This is a genomic window from Spirosoma sp. KUDC1026, from assembly GCF_013375035.1.
Lineage (GTDB): Bacteria > Bacteroidota > Bacteroidia > Cytophagales > Spirosomataceae > Spirosoma.
The window spans coordinates 5,727,782-5,743,341 of the sequence record NZ_CP056032.1; the positions used below are offsets into that span (position 1 = coordinate 5,727,782).

14 protein-coding genes are annotated in these 15,560 nt (G+C 51.3%); 6 read left to right on the forward strand and 8 right to left on the reverse strand.

Annotated elements, in window-relative coordinates:
- The first annotated feature begins 6 nt into the window (after positions 1–6).
- Positions 7–1,674, forward strand: a complete 1,668-nt coding sequence (gldG, locus tag HU175_RS24250; RefSeq protein WP_176569023.1) for a gliding motility-associated ABC transporter substrate-binding protein GldG — start codon at positions 7–9, stop codon at positions 1,672–1,674.
- A gap of 277 nt (positions 1,675–1,951) precedes the next feature.
- Here the strand turns inward: gldG and folK are convergent, their stop codons facing one another.
- Positions 1,952–2,434, reverse strand: a complete 483-nt coding sequence (folK, locus tag HU175_RS24255) for a 2-amino-4-hydroxy-6-hydroxymethyldihydropteridine diphosphokinase (RefSeq protein ID WP_176569024.1) — start codon at positions 2,432–2,434, stop codon at positions 1,952–1,954.
- A 75-nt stretch (positions 2,435–2,509) separates the two neighbouring features.
- The gene (locus tag HU175_RS24260) at positions 2,510–3,523 is read right to left on the reverse strand and encodes a formylglycine-generating enzyme family protein (protein ID WP_176569025.1); all 1,014 of its coding nucleotides are present in this window, start codon (positions 3,521–3,523) and stop codon (positions 2,510–2,512) included.
- 90 nt (positions 3,524–3,613) lie between these two features.
- Between HU175_RS24260 and HU175_RS24265 the strand changes: the two genes are divergently transcribed.
- From HU175_RS24265 to HU175_RS24280, 4 genes are all read left to right on the forward strand, one after another.
- Positions 3,614–3,862: a DUF4160 domain-containing protein gene (locus HU175_RS24265; protein ID WP_176569026.1), complete on the forward strand. Its 249-nt coding sequence runs from the start codon at positions 3,614–3,616 to the stop codon at positions 3,860–3,862.
- On the forward strand, positions 3,859–4,086 hold the full coding sequence (locus tag HU175_RS24270) for a DUF2442 domain-containing protein (protein ID WP_176569027.1): 228 nt from the start codon (positions 3,859–3,861) through the stop codon (positions 4,084–4,086). Before HU175_RS24265 ends, HU175_RS24270 begins: the two co-directional genes overlap by 4 nt.
- Before the next feature lie 6 nt (positions 4,087–4,092).
- Complete coding sequence (locus HU175_RS24275) at positions 4,093–5,982, forward strand: ABC-F family ATP-binding cassette domain-containing protein (RefSeq protein ID WP_176569028.1); 1,890 nt, start codon at positions 4,093–4,095, stop codon at positions 5,980–5,982.
- Positions 5,983–6,069: 87 nt separating this feature from the next.
- Entirely contained in the window at positions 6,070–6,720 is a 651-nt protein-coding gene (locus tag HU175_RS24280; RefSeq protein ID WP_176569029.1) for a DedA family protein, read from the forward strand.
- A gap of 60 nt (positions 6,721–6,780) precedes the next feature.
- On the opposite strand, the gene HU175_RS24285 is transcribed toward HU175_RS24280, so the two are convergent.
- The 4 genes from HU175_RS24285 to HU175_RS24300 all read right to left on the reverse strand — a co-directional run bounded on the left by HU175_RS24285 (position 6,781) and on the right by HU175_RS24300 (position 11,687).
- Positions 6,781–9,216 carry a 3-hydroxyacyl-CoA dehydrogenase/enoyl-CoA hydratase family protein gene (locus HU175_RS24285; protein ID WP_176569030.1) on the reverse strand — a complete coding sequence of 812 codons (2,436 nt, stop codon included), beginning with the start codon at positions 9,214–9,216 and terminating at the stop codon, positions 6,781–6,783.
- Between the two features lie 56 nt (positions 9,217–9,272).
- Positions 9,273–9,872: a DUF6036 family nucleotidyltransferase gene (locus tag HU175_RS24290; RefSeq protein ID WP_228724264.1), complete on the reverse strand. Its 600-nt coding sequence runs from the start codon at positions 9,870–9,872 to the stop codon at positions 9,273–9,275.
- Positions 9,873–9,884: 12 nt separating this feature from the next.
- Positions 9,885–10,355 (reverse strand): MarR family winged helix-turn-helix transcriptional regulator, encoded by a 471-nt coding sequence (locus HU175_RS24295; protein WP_176569031.1) that lies wholly within the window; start codon positions 10,353–10,355, stop codon positions 9,885–9,887.
- 75 nt (positions 10,356–10,430) lie between these two features.
- Positions 10,431–11,687: a peroxiredoxin family protein gene (locus tag HU175_RS24300; protein WP_176569032.1), complete on the reverse strand. Its 1,257-nt coding sequence runs from the start codon at positions 11,685–11,687 to the stop codon at positions 10,431–10,433.
- 54 nt (positions 11,688–11,741) lie between these two features.
- Here HU175_RS24300 and rsmH point away from each other — a divergent pair, with 54 nt between their 5' ends.
- The gene (rsmH, locus tag HU175_RS24305) at positions 11,742–12,653 is read left to right on the forward strand and encodes a 16S rRNA (cytosine(1402)-N(4))-methyltransferase RsmH (RefSeq protein WP_176569033.1); all 912 of its coding nucleotides are present in this window, start codon (positions 11,742–11,744) and stop codon (positions 12,651–12,653) included.
- A gap of 124 nt (positions 12,654–12,777) precedes the next feature.
- On the opposite strand, the gene HU175_RS24310 is transcribed toward rsmH, so the two are convergent.
- Together HU175_RS24310 and HU175_RS24315 are read right to left on the reverse strand one after the other, a co-directional pair.
- Positions 12,778–14,160 (reverse strand): serine hydrolase, encoded by a 1,383-nt coding sequence (locus HU175_RS24310; protein ID WP_176569034.1) that lies wholly within the window; start codon positions 14,158–14,160, stop codon positions 12,778–12,780.
- Positions 14,161–14,229: 69 nt separating this feature from the next.
- Positions 14,230–15,369: a helix-turn-helix domain-containing protein gene (locus HU175_RS24315; protein WP_176569035.1), complete on the reverse strand. Its 1,140-nt coding sequence runs from the start codon at positions 15,367–15,369 to the stop codon at positions 14,230–14,232.
- Between the last annotated feature and the right edge of the window lie 191 nt (positions 15,370–15,560).

The window sequence follows — 15,560 nt, forward strand, 5'->3', positions numbered from 1 at the left end:
CTACGCATGAAAGCGACAACCCTTCGCACGCTTACAATCGTGGCGGCTCTGGTAGCCGTCAATATTCTCTCGGCTTTTGTCTTTTTTCGACTCGATCTGACCGAGGAGAAACGCTACACCTTGTCGGAAGCCACCCAGTCGCTGCTGGCAGAACTGCCTGATGATGTACATGTCGATGTTTACCTCACGGGCGACCTACCGCCCGGCTTCAAACGGCTCGAGAATGCCATTCGTGAAACATTGGATGAGTTTCAGGCCGTAGCAGGTAACCGGATTACGTACCGAGCCATCGATTCAGCCCTAATTACGAACACGGAGCAGAAAAATAAGCTGATCGATCGATTGCAGCAGGTTGGATTACTGCCCACCAACGTCTTCGCCAACGAGGGCGGGACACGTACCGAGAAACTGATTTTTCCGGGAGTGGTGATTTACTACAAGGGCAAGGAAACGGGTGTCTTATTGCTGAAAGGAAATAAGGCTGCCTCGTCCGAGGAGCAGTTGAACCAATCATACGAAGGGGTTGAATTTCAACTGGCGTCTGCCATTCGCCGGCTAACCCGGACGGAAGAAAACAAACGCCGGGTTGGCCTGATCTTCGGACACACGCAGGTCCCGCCCTCCCGTTTCGCCGATTTGCTGGCTTCGGTTCAGGAAAACTACGACCTCTTTCTGGTCGACATGAGCAAACCCGATCCCATCGCCAACGTAGATGCGGTCCTTGTCCTTAAACCAGATGTGCCGTTTTCAGATGATGAGATTTTCAAACTCGACCAATACGTAGTAAAAGGGGGACGGGCGTTGTTTTTTGTGGATGGCCAGCGCGTCGACAGCGTCAATGCCGAAGGTACCTACGCCCAGCCGCTCAATCTGAATCTCGACAATCTGTTCTTCCGGTGGGGCATTCGCATCAATCGGGACATCGTCAAAGACATGTATTGCGCGCCCATCCCACTCAATGTGGGCAACACGGGCGATAAGCCTAACATTCAGCTTCTCCCCTGGCGATTCTATCCGTTGCTGAACAATTTCGGCACCAGTGGTAACCCCATCGTACGTAATCTGGATGCGGTGCTAGCTCGTTTTGTCAGCACTATGGATACCGTACAGGCAACGGGTATCAAAAAGACCCCACTGCTGCTCACGTCAGAATACACAAAAATCCTGAAAACACCGGCGTTGATTTCGTACAACGAAGCCCGGCAGCAACCTGATCCCAGTACCTACAGCGACGGCCATCAGCTGGTGAGCTGTTTGCTGGAAGGCCGTTTTCAATCGATCTATGCCAACCAGATTCTTCCCGGCGATCCACGCGCCAACGGTTTTCAGGCACAAGGCAATGCGTCGCGGGTGTTGATTTGCTCCGACGGCGATCTGGTTGTTAACGACGTAGATTATAAACGCAACACGCCTTATCCACTAGGCTTTGATCGCTTTACGCGTACTACGTTTGCCAACAAGGATTTTGCCCTGAACGCCATTGATTACCTGGTCGATCCGAACGGCGTTATTGCCGCCCGCGCCCGCCAGGTGACCCTCCGTCCATTAGACAAGATCCGCGTCAATGCGAACCGTACGGGCTGGCAGGCGGTAAACGTACTCGGGCCGCTGGCTCTACTGGGTCTGGTTGGCGTAGTATGGCAAGTCGTTCGGAAGCGTCGATACGGTCAGTAACGGCTATGAACATTTTCTGGACAAGTCGTCGTATGCTTAGCTGATAATCTGCTACTCACGGAAACGAACGAAAAAACAGCATCAACGCAGACACCCCACCAGCAGGCAGCGGCCATCCTGAAACGGCTCATCGACGACAAACGCCAGGCCGAGCAGGACATCGTCGATAACTTCCACACTGACCCGCTCATCCAGGCGGCCGTTACAGAATTGAAACGCCGACGCGATAAACGCGGAACAGCAGCCGTCTAATTATAAAGTAGCGGAAACTATAAACTCATGCAGGCACGTAGCGTGTCACCTCACTGGGATCATCTACGTCCATTAACAGTCCCCGATTGGTTTTTTGTAAGACAGGATGCACGAAATCCGGAGCAATTTCGGCCAGCGGCACGAGCGTAAAGCGTCGCTGGTGCAGGTATGGATGCGGCACAGTCAGTGTAGACGTTTGCCAGACGAGCTGGTCGTAATACAGTACGTCAATATCGATTACCCGTGCCCCCCATTTCTCAAGCCGAACGCGTCCCAGCTCCTGCTCGATCGCCTGCGTTTGTTGCAACAATTCCTCCGGTTTCAGGTCCGTTTCAACCGCCAGCACCTGATTCAGATATGACGGTTGATCCGTAACGCCCCAGGGTGCCGTTTCATACAATCCCGATGCCCGAACAACGCTCCCCACCCGGCCATTAATGAGTTGGGCCGCCCGGACCAACGTAGCCACCCGGTCACCAAGATTAGCGCCAAGAAGGAGATAGGTCATAAAGAGCGAAAGAGCGAAAGAGTGAAAGAGTGAAGCCTCCGGGAAATCACTCTTTCACTCTTTCGCTCTTTAAATTTAATAGTCCTTGATTGGTTGAATATCGTAGTACGTCTTAATCTCCTCGGCGCTGGGCGCTTTGGCAGGACGCACGATCCGGAAGCCAACGAATGAAGCCGATGTCAGCCACCAGTCGCTTTTGGGGCTCTGTGGGTCGAGCACCTTCCAGGCTGGTGCCGACGGCGTCCGGGCCGCCGAACGTAACACCTCGGGTTCATCATCCCAGGAGCCCCCGCGAACGGAATTAGGATACAGCTGGGTGGTTGGCGCGTAAGGTTCTTTTACAGCCCCGCTGGCAACCTGCTTGTAGTAATCCGGGATATACTGGTCCTGCGTCCATTCCATGACGTTACCGTGCATATCGTACAACCCAAAGGAGTTTGGCTTCTTCGTACCTATTTTCTTGTACGACCCGTTACTGTTGCCTTTGTAAACCGCATACTCCCCCAACTGCTTGGGGTCATTTCCGAATGAATAGGCCAGCGTTGCGTTTTTGTCGTTGCCCCGGCAGGCGTATTCCCATTCGGCTTCGGTTGGCAGGCGGTAAAACACACCCGTCTTTGCATACAGCCACGCACAGAATTTAATGGCGGCATACTGCGTCATGTTGATAGCCGGATAGCCAGCCCGGCCCATTCCAAACGACATGTCGACATAAGGCGGACTTGGTCGGGTGGTTGCGTCCGTTTTATTCAGATTCGCGTCCGTTTGGGTGTACTTGGCGGCCATCTCCTTTTCCATATTCGTGAAGGCAAACAGATCGTACAAATCCCAGGTTACTTCGTATTTCCCCATGTAAAACGGCTCGATCGTTACGCCATGTACAGGTTCCTCGTCGGCCTGATGTCCTTTCTGATCGGGCAGACTTCCAATCAAACCCTTGCCGCCCGGAATGGCGACCATGGCGTAAACCTGGTTACTACCGGGAATGACCTGAGTGTATGATTTAAAGTCAGTTGTGGTTTGTGCGGCTGCGTTTTTGCCCCACAACATCGTTATGAGTACGGCTATCAGGAGATGTTTCGATTGCATTTTTCGTTTCAGACAAAAAGGGTTGATCCTCTTTAAAAGCTAAAAGTACGAACGATCTCCTTTGTTGTACCTTTGTAAAAAATAACCAGGATGCCCGAACTCTTCAGGTTTTATGGAATGCGGTTCTTCTTTTACAGTAATGAACACCTTCCGGTTCATGTACACGTACGTAATGCTGATGGAGATGCCAAATTCGCTCTTAACCCTATTTTATTGATTGAGAATAATGGCATGAAATCCAAAGACCTCAAAATTGCGGAAGGTATAATCGAAGAAAATACTGACGTAATCAATAACCGCTGGAAAGAATATTTTGGCGATAAAAACGAATTAAAATGAGCCGTCTTACTGCCTCAAACGTCTGGTTTTCAGAAAACAGGATTTTTATGGAGCTGTCTGACGGCCGAATTATTGGTTGCCCCACGCAGTGGTTTCCTCGTCTTGATAAAGCGCCTATAGAGCAGAAAAATAAATGGGAGCTTATTGCAGGAGGAACTGGTGTACATTGGGAAGACCTTGATGAAGATTTGTCCGTGGAAGGTATGCTTACTTTCCGCAAATAAGTAATTATGAATTACCTCTCAGCCGAAAATTTAACCAAGTCATACGGCGACCGTATTCTGTTCCGTAATCTCACCTTCGGGATCAATCGGGGCGATAAGGTCGCTATTGTCGGCGCAAACGGCTCCGGCAAAACCACCCTCCTGTCTATCCTGGCGGGGGCTGTTCCACCCGAAGAAGGCGTCGTCAGTCACCGGAAAGACATCAGCATTGGCTACCTTGATCAGCAACCCGATCTGAACGATGCGTTGACCGTCATGGAAGTAGTGCTGGCGGGCGAAAGTGCCCAGCTCGATGCCGTACGTGCCTACGAACAGGCACTGGTAAGCGACGACCCGAACGCACTCGAACGGGCCATGAGCGATATGGAAAAGCTCGAAGCCTGGGATTATGAAGCCCAGATCCGGCAAATTCTGGGTGAACTCGGTATTCAGGACGTCGACCAACGGGTTGGCTCACTCTCGGGTGGACAGCGGAAACGGGTGGCACTGGCAAGGGTGCTGATTCAGAATCCCGATCTGCTGATTCTGGATGAGCCCACTAACCACCTCGACCTGGAAGCCATTGAGTATCTGGAAAGCTTCCTGAATACCAACAATGGTACGTTGCTGATGGTATCTCACGACCGTTACTTCCTGGATCGGGTCTGTAACCAGATTGCGGAACTGGATGGAGGTCAATTATACACCTACAAAGGAAACTACGCGTATTTCCTCGAAAAGAAGGATGAGCGCGAAGCGGCAGCGGCATCAGAGCTGGCGAAAGACCGTAATACGTTCCGGCGGGAGCTGGAATGGATGCGTCGCCAACCCAAGGCACGGGGTACGAAGGCCCAGTATCGGATCGACGCGTTTGAAAACCTGAAAGAAAAAACCAGCGGAAAACGGAACGACGGCGAACTGGACCTGAACCTGCGCATGACCCGGCTAGGCAGCAAGATTCTGGAAGTGGAAAACCTAAGTAAGCGTTTTGGCGACAAGGTGCTGCTCGATCATTTTACCTACACCTTCAAACGGTTCGACCGCGTTGGCCTGATTGGCAAGAACGGCATGGGTAAAACCACGCTGATGAATATGCTGACGGGCGAGCTTCGGCCCGACTCCGGCAAGATTACAACGGGAGGAACCGTCAAATTTGGCTATTACACGCAGAACGAACTGGATTTACCCGAAAATCAGCGGGTTATCGACGTTGTGCAGGATGTAGCTGAAGTGATGAAACTGGCGAATGGCGATACCGTTACGGCAACGCAACTGCTCAGTCGTTTCCTCTTCGACCGCGCCAAGCAATACGATTACGTAGCGAAACTAAGCGGGGGCGAAAAACGACGGCTTCAGCTGCTGCTGGTGCTCGTGCAGAACCCGAACTTCCTGATTCTTGACGAGCCGACTAACGATCTCGATATCACGACGCTGAACGTACTGGAAGACTTTCTGCTGAGCTTCGGTGGCTGTGTGCTGATCGTTACCCACGACCGCTATTTCATGGACCGGCTGGTCGACCACGTATTTGTGCTGGAAGGTGAGGGCAAAGTGCGCGATTATCCTGGTAACTACACCGATTATCGCGAATGGCGCGACGCCCAACCCAAACGTATTACGGCATCAGACAATACCCGGAAGGAGCCCACATCTGCCGCCAGTAGTACCAAGACTCAATCGGCGGATTCGGCGAGCAACACGGTCAAAAAGAAGCTGTCTTTTAAGGAAATGAAGGAGTACGAAACGCTCGAGAAGGATATCGAGTTACTGGAACAGCGCAAAACCGAAGTTGTCGAACTGCTCAACGCCGGTGGTCATCACGAGCAACTGACCGCCTGGGCGCGCGAAATTGAACAGATTGATCAGGATGTAGCCCAAAAATCAGACCGCTGGCTGGAGCTGGCAGAATATATTTAATGAGCGAAAGAATGAAAGAGCGAAAGAGTAAATTTACTATCACTCATTAATCGCTCTTTCACTCATTCGCTCTTTCGCTCTTTACTAATGGATCAGATTATTGAGTTTTTCAGGTACTTACTCAACTCCGAAGAAATCATTCAGACGGGGGGGCTAGTGCTGATTACCCTTATCATCTTTATTGAAAACGGAGTCATTTTCGGGTTTTTTCTACCCGGCGATTACCTCCTGTTTTTGTCCGGCGTCTTTGCGGGTACACGGCTGCTCGACGTATCACTCTGGTTACTACTGGCCTGTATTTTCGGTGCGGCCGTGCTCGGATCGCTCACCGGCTACCTGACGGGCTATTTCGCCGGCGGACGGCTGCAAAACCGCCCGGACTCCCTGTTATTCAAGAAAGAGTACATTACGAACACACGGGTTGCTTTTGAAAAATACGGCACCAGCGCGCTCATCGTTGCCCGTTTTCTGCCTATTGTCCGCACGTTTGCTCCGGTGCTGGCAGGATTGATTCACATGGATTTCCGTCGCTTCATGCTGTATAACGTTACGGGGGGCGCAATCTGGGTCGTTACGCTGGTTGGCGGTGGTTTCTTCTTCGGCGAGCAGTTTCCCTGGATTATCAATTACGTTCACTGGATCATCATTTTCTTCCTCGGTGTTACCACGTTCACCGTCGTCCGCGGTTACCTGAACGCCCGGCGTGAACGGCGGGCCGAGAAAGCCAAACTGGAATAACAAAAGCGGCCAGTTATGAACTGGCCGCTTTTGTTATTCCAGTTATGTTCTATGTCCTCCTTAGTTGCGTAGTGGCTTTCCGCCCGTCAGCAGACTCTGAATCCGCTCCAGCGTTTTCTTCTCACCGCTCAGCGACAGGAAGGCTTCGCGTTCCAGATCGAGCAGGTATTGTTCGGATACGTTTTGAGGAGCACTCAGATCTCCACCGCAGATGACATACGCCAGCTTGTCAGCAATTTTGGCGTCGTGGTCGGATATATAACGACCCATTTTCATGGCCGTTATTCCAGCTTTGAAGAGCGCGATTCCCGTTTTACCCTGTACTTTAATATCCGCGCGTGGCTTGGGTTGCGTATAGCCATTTTCTGACAGTTCAATAGCAGCCTGCTTGGCTTCGGCAATCAGACGGCTCCGGTTCAGTACAATCTGATCGGTTGACCGCAGATAACTCATTTCCAGCGCTTCCTGCGCCGAAGTAGAGACCTTCGCCGTAGCAATGTTCATAAAGATGTTTTGCAGAATGTTCAGCTCAGGATCACCAGACTGGTACAGATCCGACGCCCGGGCGGCCATTTCTTTCGTTCCGCCACCAGCCGGAATCAAACCGACACCGACTTCAACCAGTCCCATATACGTTTCGGCGTGAGCAACGGCCCGGTCTGAATGCAGTACGGCCTCGCAGCCTCCCCCCAACGTCAGTGTATGCGGAGCGACGATAACCGGGATGGACGAATATCGGATGCGTGCAATCATCTTCTGGAACTGCGCAATCATCAGATTCACCTCATCAAACTCCTGCTCAATAGCAAACATGAACAAAGCGCCCAGGTTTGCTCCCGCCGAGAAGGCCGCTGTATCGTCGTTCCCAATCACCAGGCCCCGGAAATCTTTCTCGGCCATCGAAATACCCTTCATGACCGCTTCCAGCACTTCGGGACCGAAGGTGTTCATCTTACTCCGGAACTCGACGTTTAGAATCCCGTCACCCAGGTCAATAATGTTGGCTCCTTTATTTTTCCAGACAACGTTATTCGACAAGTTTTCGAGAATCGTAAATGATTCGGTGCCCGGAATGGCTTTGTAGCTTTTACTCGGAATGTCGTAATACTTACGGATGCCGTTCTCGATCTTGTAAAAACTATCGAAACCCGCGTCCAGCATGTCATACACCCACTGAGCGGGTTTCTGACCGAGCGCTTCAATCAGTTCTACACCCTTGCGAACACCGATAGCATCCCAGGTTTCGAATAGGCCCAGCTGCCAGCCGAAGCCAGCCGTAATGGCGGCATCAACGCGATACAGTTCGTCTGAAATTTCGGGGATGCGATACGTAGCGTACCGGAATCCGTCGGCAAAGGTCCGGCGATAAAACTCACCCGCTTTGTCTTTCCCGTCGATTAAAACGGGGAACCGCTGCCGCAGGTTGTCAATCGCTTTGGTACTTTCGAGCGTAGCGAATTTGACCTTAGCAGAAGGTTTGTATTCGTAACTCTTGAGGTCCAGCGCCAGAATTTCCGTCTTGCCGTTGGCATCCTTCGTTTTCTTATAGTACCCCTGCCCCGTCTTATCGCCAAGCCACTTGTTCTCCATCAGCTTGACTACCGATGACGGCAGTTCAAACGACGCCCGCGACTCGTCGTGCTCCATCTTGACGAGGTTACTGGCAACGTTTACCGTTGTATCCAGCCCCACTACGTCCGATAGCCGGAACGTGCCCGATTTAGGCCGCCCAACGACAGGTCCCGTCAGTTTATCTACTTCCTCAACGGTCAACCCCAGTTCTTCGGCCACCCGAATCGTCTGAATCAGCGATTGAATACCCAGCCGGTTAGCGATGAAACCGGGTGTGTCCTTGCACAACACTGTCGTTTTGCCGAGATACAAATCGCCGTACTTCATCAAGAAATCGATTACGGCCGGATCGGTGTCCGGACCAGGAATAATTTCCAGCAGACGCAGGTAACGAGGTGGGTTGAAGAAGTGCGTTCCGCAGAAGTTCTTTTTGAAATCGTCGCTCCGGCCCTCCGTGAGCAGGTGCATCGGAATCCCCGAGGTGTTCGATGTAATCAGTGTGCCGGGCTTGCGGTATTGCTCAATACGTTCGTACACCGACCGTTTGATGTCCAGCCGCTCCACAACCACTTCAATAATCCAGTCGTAAGCGGTAATCTCTTTCAGATTATCGTCGAAGTTGCCCAGCTTGATCCGACTGGCGAACTTAGCACTGTACAACGCGGCCGGACTAGCTTTCAACATCGTCTGAAACGCGTCGTTCACAATGCGGTTACGTACCACGGGACTTTCAGTAGTCAGTCCTTTGGCCTGTTCGGCGGCATTAGGTTCTTTCGGCACGATGTCCAGCAGCAGAACATCAACGCCAATATTGGCAAAGTGAGCTGCAATGCGCGAGCCCATAATACCCGACCCCAGCACGGCCACTCGCCGGATAGTACGATTCTTGACTTGGGTTTTAGGTTTTTCCAGGGTTGCTTCCATACTACGGAAAAAGCGACGTTGAGAGTATAACAGGAAGCGTTTGTGGCGCTATCCTTCTACAAAATATCCTCGTCCCGCTCTTGGTTTAGTTTAGTTAATTCATCTACATCGTTGAGATCCTTCGGACTGCCCACTTTTTTCTTTTCAGTAATCAGATCATTAAGCTGAATTACTTTGAAAGGGATATCATCGAACACTACGTCAATAGCCCGTTCGTAGCAGGCATCGAAGTCTGTTTCGGCAAATGCTTTCAGACTGTATCCCATATTCAGCGTAAAACCATGCTTACCAACTGCTACCGACGTCCAGCCAAACAGCAATGGCACGTCCTTCAGGTAATCAGCGCCAGCGACTCCGTTTTCTTTAAGCGCCTGAATCAAGCTAGTCTTATTGAGCGAATCTGACCGTAACCAAAGGTCCATGTCCTGTGTCGTTCTGACATGACCATGAACTACACCTGCCGTACCGCCAACCAGCATAAACTTGACGTCATAACGATTCAGGCTCTCCAGCAACTGCTGTACGTCCCGATCAGTGATATCCATAGATTTTGCCCGGTTTTTCGGATTAGCATGATAAAGTTTTGATGCCAGTGCCATTAGCCGGGTAAACGCTTTCAGTCTGTTTTCCGCGTTATGGTTGATAGTAACTGGCATGACGTATCGGGATTAATCCAACGGTAGTTCTTCGGTCTCGGTGGTTTTGATCTTGGCGTTTTCGTCTTCAACCAAACGGTTAATGTCTTTGATGACCTCAAAAAACGTAACCAGCTTGTCGAGTGGAATATTTTCCCGGATCAGGTTGTTGAACCGGATCACGCCTTCGCGGGCCATCTCCCGTTTTTCCTTCCCGGCCTCGGTCAGGAAAACGCGAACAAAGCGCTTGTCGTTGCCGTCAATCTCCCGGCGAATGAGTCCCCGTTCTTCCAGATTCTTGAGCATCCTGACCAGCGAACGGGGTTCCATACCAAGTAGTGGGCCAATTTTCGTGGCAGGTGTTCCTTCGTCCAGATCGATGTTGAGCAGTACGTAGCCGATTGCCATCGTGATCCCGAACTGACCCGCGTGGGCATTATACATGCGCGAAATGGCATGCCAGGCCCACTTTATATGAAAATCAACGGTCTTTTCCTTTTTCATAGTAGATGTCGCTTTGTCCTATTCAGACGTGTAAATCTACTATTTTTTTGTAAATAGTATGCAAGCATACCATTTTTATTCTGTCAGTAATTTGTCGATTAGCCGATTGAATTCATCCACGTATTGATCGTAGTATTTACCCGTTCCGGGACCAGAAAAACCCGTATGAATATGCCGCACCTGCCCTTTTTTGTCGACGAAAATAGTCGTGGGGAAAGCAACAACGGCGTTCAGCTCGGGGAGAGATTTGGCCGCTTCTGTTTTGTTGTTTGTGCCGGCCAGCGCAACCGGGTAATCGATGGCGAACCGGCTTTTCATCCGTTCAATTTTAGGACCGGACACCGCCATGTCCGCCGAGCGCTCGAATGACAGGCCAATGATTTCGACCCCTCGCTTTTTGTTACGCTTGTACCACGGACTCAGAAAATTAGTTTCGTCCATGCAGTTTGGGCACCAGGAGCCCATGATCTGAATAACCGTTACTTTACCTTTGAACTGAGGATCGGACAGCGATACGGTCTTGCCATCGGGCGTTGGGAATGAGAAATTCAGCGTTTTAGCACCGGGTTTCAGATAGGTCAGCTTAGCCGGATCGGGCAGTTCCGCTTTGGGGTCCAGCCTGGCTACCCACGAATCGTATCCGGCAATACCGGCCCACATCCCCCCCCTCAGCGATTGGTCGGCCGAATTGTATTTAGCTTTGAAGAGAAACACGTGCGAGCCATCAAAGCAGGACAGAAACAGACTATCGCCCACTACGTTGCCATCCAGATAGCGATAGTCGCCCGTGGGTGTCAGGAACGTACCGGCTACGCGGTTTCCTTTCTGATCGAATATACCAACAGCATTGACCGTATCGACCTTGCCGCTTTTGTTACCAAATTCAGTAGCCCATTTGCCGGTCAGGCTTGTAGCGGCCTGTTTGCTATCTGGTACAAACCGATACGTATCGCCCAGCCTGGCTTCAAAAGGTAAACTCTGGTATTGCTTTGTCGCCTGCCGCCGACGCCAGACACCCCGCAGCGTTCCGGACGTATTCTCATCTATCTTTGCCACCAGTTCTGAATCGAACAGCGACATGGGAATGTAAATCGAATCACCTTTTACGGTGGCCGCATCCATAGGTAGTTTTTCATTGCCGTTGACAGCCATAACGGTATAGGTATCTGCCTGACTGGTTTTCTGCACTAACAGGCCGAACGGAAGAATACCGCCACGGGTTTTCAACGTGGCTCGGTAGGTACCGGATTGAAGAGTTGCCGGTTTCGACTGGCCTGCGCAACCTGTGAGTGTAATGAACAGCGCGCTGGCTGCAAGGAAGAGCTTTTTCATACCACAAAAGAACGAATACGTTTGTAACGAGCACTGTATAAGCTTAGTTTCTGAATGACCAATTACCACGATCCCGTTTTATTACAGGCCTGTATCGAAGGACTTGACCTGAAGCCCGGCGGCACTTATGTTGATATTACCTTTGGCGGTGGTGGCCACAGCCGCGAAATTCTGCGGCAGCTTGAAGGAGGTCGCCTGTTCGCTTTTGATCAGGATCCAGACGCACGCGCTAACGCCCAGGCCATCGATGATCCGCGTCTTACGTTTGTCGCGTCTAATTTCCGCAACATCAAGCGTTACCTGAAGCTTTACAAAGCCGAACAGGTAGACGGTATCCTGGCTGACCTGGGTATTTCATCGCACCAGATCGACACACCCGAGCGGGGTTTCTCAACGCGCTTCGACGCTGACCTGGACATGCGGATGAACCAGCACGCTGACAAGACAGCACGCGACGTTGTTAACGAATACAGCGAAGCCGACCTGCACCGGATTCTGGGCATGTACGGGGAAATCACCAACGCCCGTACGGCCGCCACGGCACTGGTCGCTGCCCGTTCGAACCGTTCGGGGGGCCTGAAGACCGTTAATGATCTGAAAGCAGCCCTACAACGACTTGCTCCTCGCGGCAAGGAAAATAAATACTTCGCGCAGGTTTTCCAGGCGTTACGTATCGAAGTGAACGAAGAAATGCAGGTGCTGGAAGAGTTTCTGGAACAGGTGCCGGACATCCTGAAGCCGGGCGGCCGACTGGTTGTCATGTCGTATCACTCGCTGGAAGACCGGCCGGTGAAGAATTTCATCAATAAAGGGAAATTCCAGGGGGAGGTCGAGAAGGATCTGTTCGGTAATGAGCTGAAACCACTACGTTCGGTAACCCGCAAACCCATCGAAGCAACACCCGACGAGATTGCCCGGAACCCACGCGCCCGGAGTGCCAAACTGCGTATTGCCGAGAAGATTTAACGAGCTATTCTGGTTCGTAAGCTGGCCCATGAAACTAGGTGGGCCACTCGAGAGATCGGTCAGTCAAGGCTACGTTTGGCCTATCGCTGAAGGAATCTTTGAAACAGCTCAGCGAATCGTTCCCTCAGTCAACCCTTTTCCACTCAAAGCGCTGGCCATTCTCCTGGATAACGCAGCTAATCACTTTCCCCGATGAATCGCGCTGGAACGTCATACGGCTGTTATACATCTGGGGGAAAAAATGGTCCACTTTACTGGCATACAAAGCCAGTTCCGGCAGTTGATTCGGGTGATGCCCCAGGGAATACAAGCGGCCATCCCGCAAGACGACATTCGCTCCGTAACCGCTTGGTTGGTCGGCCACGTAGCGGCCAACGTATTGCTCTAACTGCTTCTGTTCTAGAACGACCTCCTGCTTGGGTAGCCACAGCTCATCAGGCATCCCAAAGACAATGACCGATAAGCTTTGCACGATGGGAAATAGTGAATCACCGTAATTGCCGAAATTGTTGAACAGGATGATAGTGAGCTCTTCCTTCGGATAGTGCACAAACTCAGACATAAATCCTGGATAGCCGCCACTGTGGCGCAGGTATGGTTTGCCACCAAATTGATCGTTTTGCCAGCCGTAGCCGTAGCCGTTCAGGCGGGGCGTAAAAGCCAGCTGCCAGGAATGAGCCGATAGCAGCTGCCGGTTGGTAACGGCTTTGGCCCACCGCAGCATGTCGCCCGTGGTGCTGTAGAGCCCCCCCGCGGCATACAAAACAGTCGAGTCAGGGTGGGGATATGGAGAAGAATACCTAGCTGTCAAGGTATCGTAGCCAAAAGCTCGGCTCTGGGCGGGGAGGTTGATGAAATCGAAGCCCGACTGGCTCATCCCCAGCGGTTGCAAGATCAGCTCGCGCATGCTCTGCTCATAGGACTTCCCCGTGACTTTCTCAATGACCAGACCGAGCAGAAAATAGCCTGAGTTACAATAGCTGAATTGCTTACCCGGACTAAACGACATCGGTTTGTCCCGGATGATATCGACGATACGTTCTTTAGGAACCGGATGGCAGACCAGCGCGGAGTCGGCTTCATCAATCAGCTCCGTGTAGTTGAACAATCCCGAGGTATGGGTCAGCAACTGATGAAGGGTAATCGAATCCCCTTTGGCAAAACCAGGTAGGTACTGGCTTAACTTGTCATCGATGGATAATTTCCCCTGCTCCTGTAGCTTCAGGATCAACGCGGCTGTGAATGATTTGGTAATCGACAGCAGAGGGAAGCGGGTAGTCGTATCATTAGGCGCTTTGGTAGCAACATGGCGGATTCCGTAAGCTTTATGGAATAACACCGTCCCCCGATGAAGCACCAGCGCAACGCCATTAAAGCGGTCTTCCCGGTAAGCCGCCGTAAGGTATTGATCTACTTGCTGGGGAATTTTTCCAGTACTCGGTGACTGGGTTAAGAGAGAAAATAAGGGTAACAGGCTCGTCAGCAGCAGCGAACAAATCGTCTTCATGAGTGATTGTTTTAGGGCGCAATACCGTCATGGTTGCTCCTAATAGCTACTCAAATCCGGATTTGATCCTTATTTCTTCAAATACTGCTCGTTTTGTAGGTACTGCTTGGGGGTTTGTCCGGTCACCCCCCGGAACGCTCGCTGAAAGGTAGCCTGCGAATTGAAGCCGCAGTCGTAGGCCAGGCCTAGAATAGTTGAGGTTTGATGGGCGGGGTCGAGTAGCTTCGCTTGAAGAGCGGCCACCCGGTACTCATTGATGAATGCATTAAAGCTTTTTCCCAGGTGCTGATTTAGGACGGCTGAGATGAGTTTGGGAGCTATACCTAGATGCTTACCTACCCGTTCGACAGTCAATTCGGCATCCAGGTATAGCCTGTCTTCCTGCATTGCTTGCTGAAGCCGCTGAAGAGTTGTCTCGATCAGACCAGCGGACCGGGCCGGGGTGGGCTCTTTCCGTTTCTGGGGTTCGAATGTACGTAGTGTGTGTAAATAGCCACGCAACCCAATCCAATAGATGAGCCCGGCCAGAGGAATGTAGAGCGGATAATAGCCTACTCTATTAAGCAGTGTGTTTCGGAAGTCTGGCAACAGGTAAGGAATCAGAAACAGAAGCCATAGTAGTTGAAAGCCGCACCAGACGTTCAGGAGCGTATGTAGCCAGCGGAGTTGATAGTTAGCTTCCGTTGAAGGGTGTGGATTTATTCGTTTGTGCTGGCTTATCCGGCGTTGGGCTAATCCCAGATAAAACGTTAGTGATAGCCAGCCGGGAATATCGACCAACGTATCGTAGCCATTTTTAAGGTCGGCCCACCACCCCCGGTTTTCGTAGCTAGTTAAGCCCGTCCATAGGGCAATTAGGTACACCCAGATAATGCCTTGTTTACTGATATCGAGTATAGCGGGGAGAAAATGCAGTTGCTGTCGGCGGCCGAGTTGGAAGTTGGGATCAAGCGAGGCTTTGGTATAGAAGTAAATGATCGGTCCAACAGGCATGACGATAATCAGGGGGACCAAATCGAGCATCGTACTGGTCCACTGATTCAGGGGTACGCCGATAGAGAAGCAGGCCGCGGCCAGTATTGCCATCAAAGCGGCCAGCAATCGGTTGGCAAGCGAATTACCCTGCCGGTTTCGCCAGAGGAGAACTGCCAGAATAACCCCTTGCAGAGAACCTAGTAGAATAAGCAGATCGAAAAAGGATACATTCATCATTAGATGAGCAGGAAGCACTCACTTTCTAAACAGGATAGTCTTGGCTACCTACTTAATCCCGCACGGTTTTCTGAAGAATTATAAGTGGTCTCAATTGAGGATTAGCTTCTTTAAGTAGTCCCGTAATCATTCTGCAAAATGATACATTCAAGTGATGTAATGACTCTTCATTGTCTCATTGGGAAGCC

Excerpts from the sequence above, each read along its gene's own strand:
- folK (WP_176569024.1), bottom strand. The coding sequence starts at position 2,434 with ATGACCTATCTCCTTCTTGGCGCTAATCTTGGTGACCGGGTGGCTACG.
- HU175_RS24280 (WP_176569029.1), top strand. The coding sequence starts at position 6,070 with ATGGATCAGATTATTGAGTTTTTCAGGTACTTACTCAACTCCGAAGAA.
- HU175_RS24260 (WP_176569025.1), bottom strand. The coding sequence starts at position 3,523 with ATGCAATCGAAACATCTCCTGATAGCCGTACTCATAACGATGTTGTGG.
- HU175_RS24270 (WP_176569027.1), top strand. The coding sequence starts at position 3,859 with ATGAGCCGTCTTACTGCCTCAAACGTCTGGTTTTCAGAAAACAGGATT.
- gldG (WP_176569023.1), top strand. The coding sequence starts at position 7 with ATGAAAGCGACAACCCTTCGCACGCTTACAATCGTGGCGGCTCTGGTA.
- HU175_RS24300 (WP_176569032.1), bottom strand. The coding sequence starts at position 11,687 with ATGAAAAAGCTCTTCCTTGCAGCCAGCGCGCTGTTCATTACACTCACA.
- HU175_RS24315 (WP_176569035.1), bottom strand. The coding sequence starts at position 15,369 with ATGAATGTATCCTTTTTCGATCTGCTTATTCTACTAGGTTCTCTGCAA.
- HU175_RS24285 (WP_176569030.1), bottom strand. The coding sequence starts at position 9,216 with ATGGAAGCAACCCTGGAAAAACCTAAAACCCAAGTCAAGAATCGTACT.
- HU175_RS24290 (WP_228724264.1), bottom strand. The coding sequence starts at position 9,872 with ATGCCAGTTACTATCAACCATAACGCGGAAAACAGACTGAAAGCGTTT.
- HU175_RS24275 (WP_176569028.1), top strand. The coding sequence starts at position 4,093 with ATGAATTACCTCTCAGCCGAAAATTTAACCAAGTCATACGGCGACCGT.
- rsmH (WP_176569033.1), top strand. The coding sequence starts at position 11,742 with ATGACCAATTACCACGATCCCGTTTTATTACAGGCCTGTATCGAAGGA.
- HU175_RS24295 (WP_176569031.1), bottom strand. The coding sequence starts at position 10,355 with ATGAAAAAGGAAAAGACCGTTGATTTTCATATAAAGTGGGCCTGGCAT.
- HU175_RS24310 (WP_176569034.1), bottom strand. The coding sequence starts at position 14,160 with ATGAAGACGATTTGTTCGCTGCTGCTGACGAGCCTGTTACCCTTATTT.
- HU175_RS24265 (WP_176569026.1), top strand. The coding sequence starts at position 3,614 with ATGCCCGAACTCTTCAGGTTTTATGGAATGCGGTTCTTCTTTTACAGT.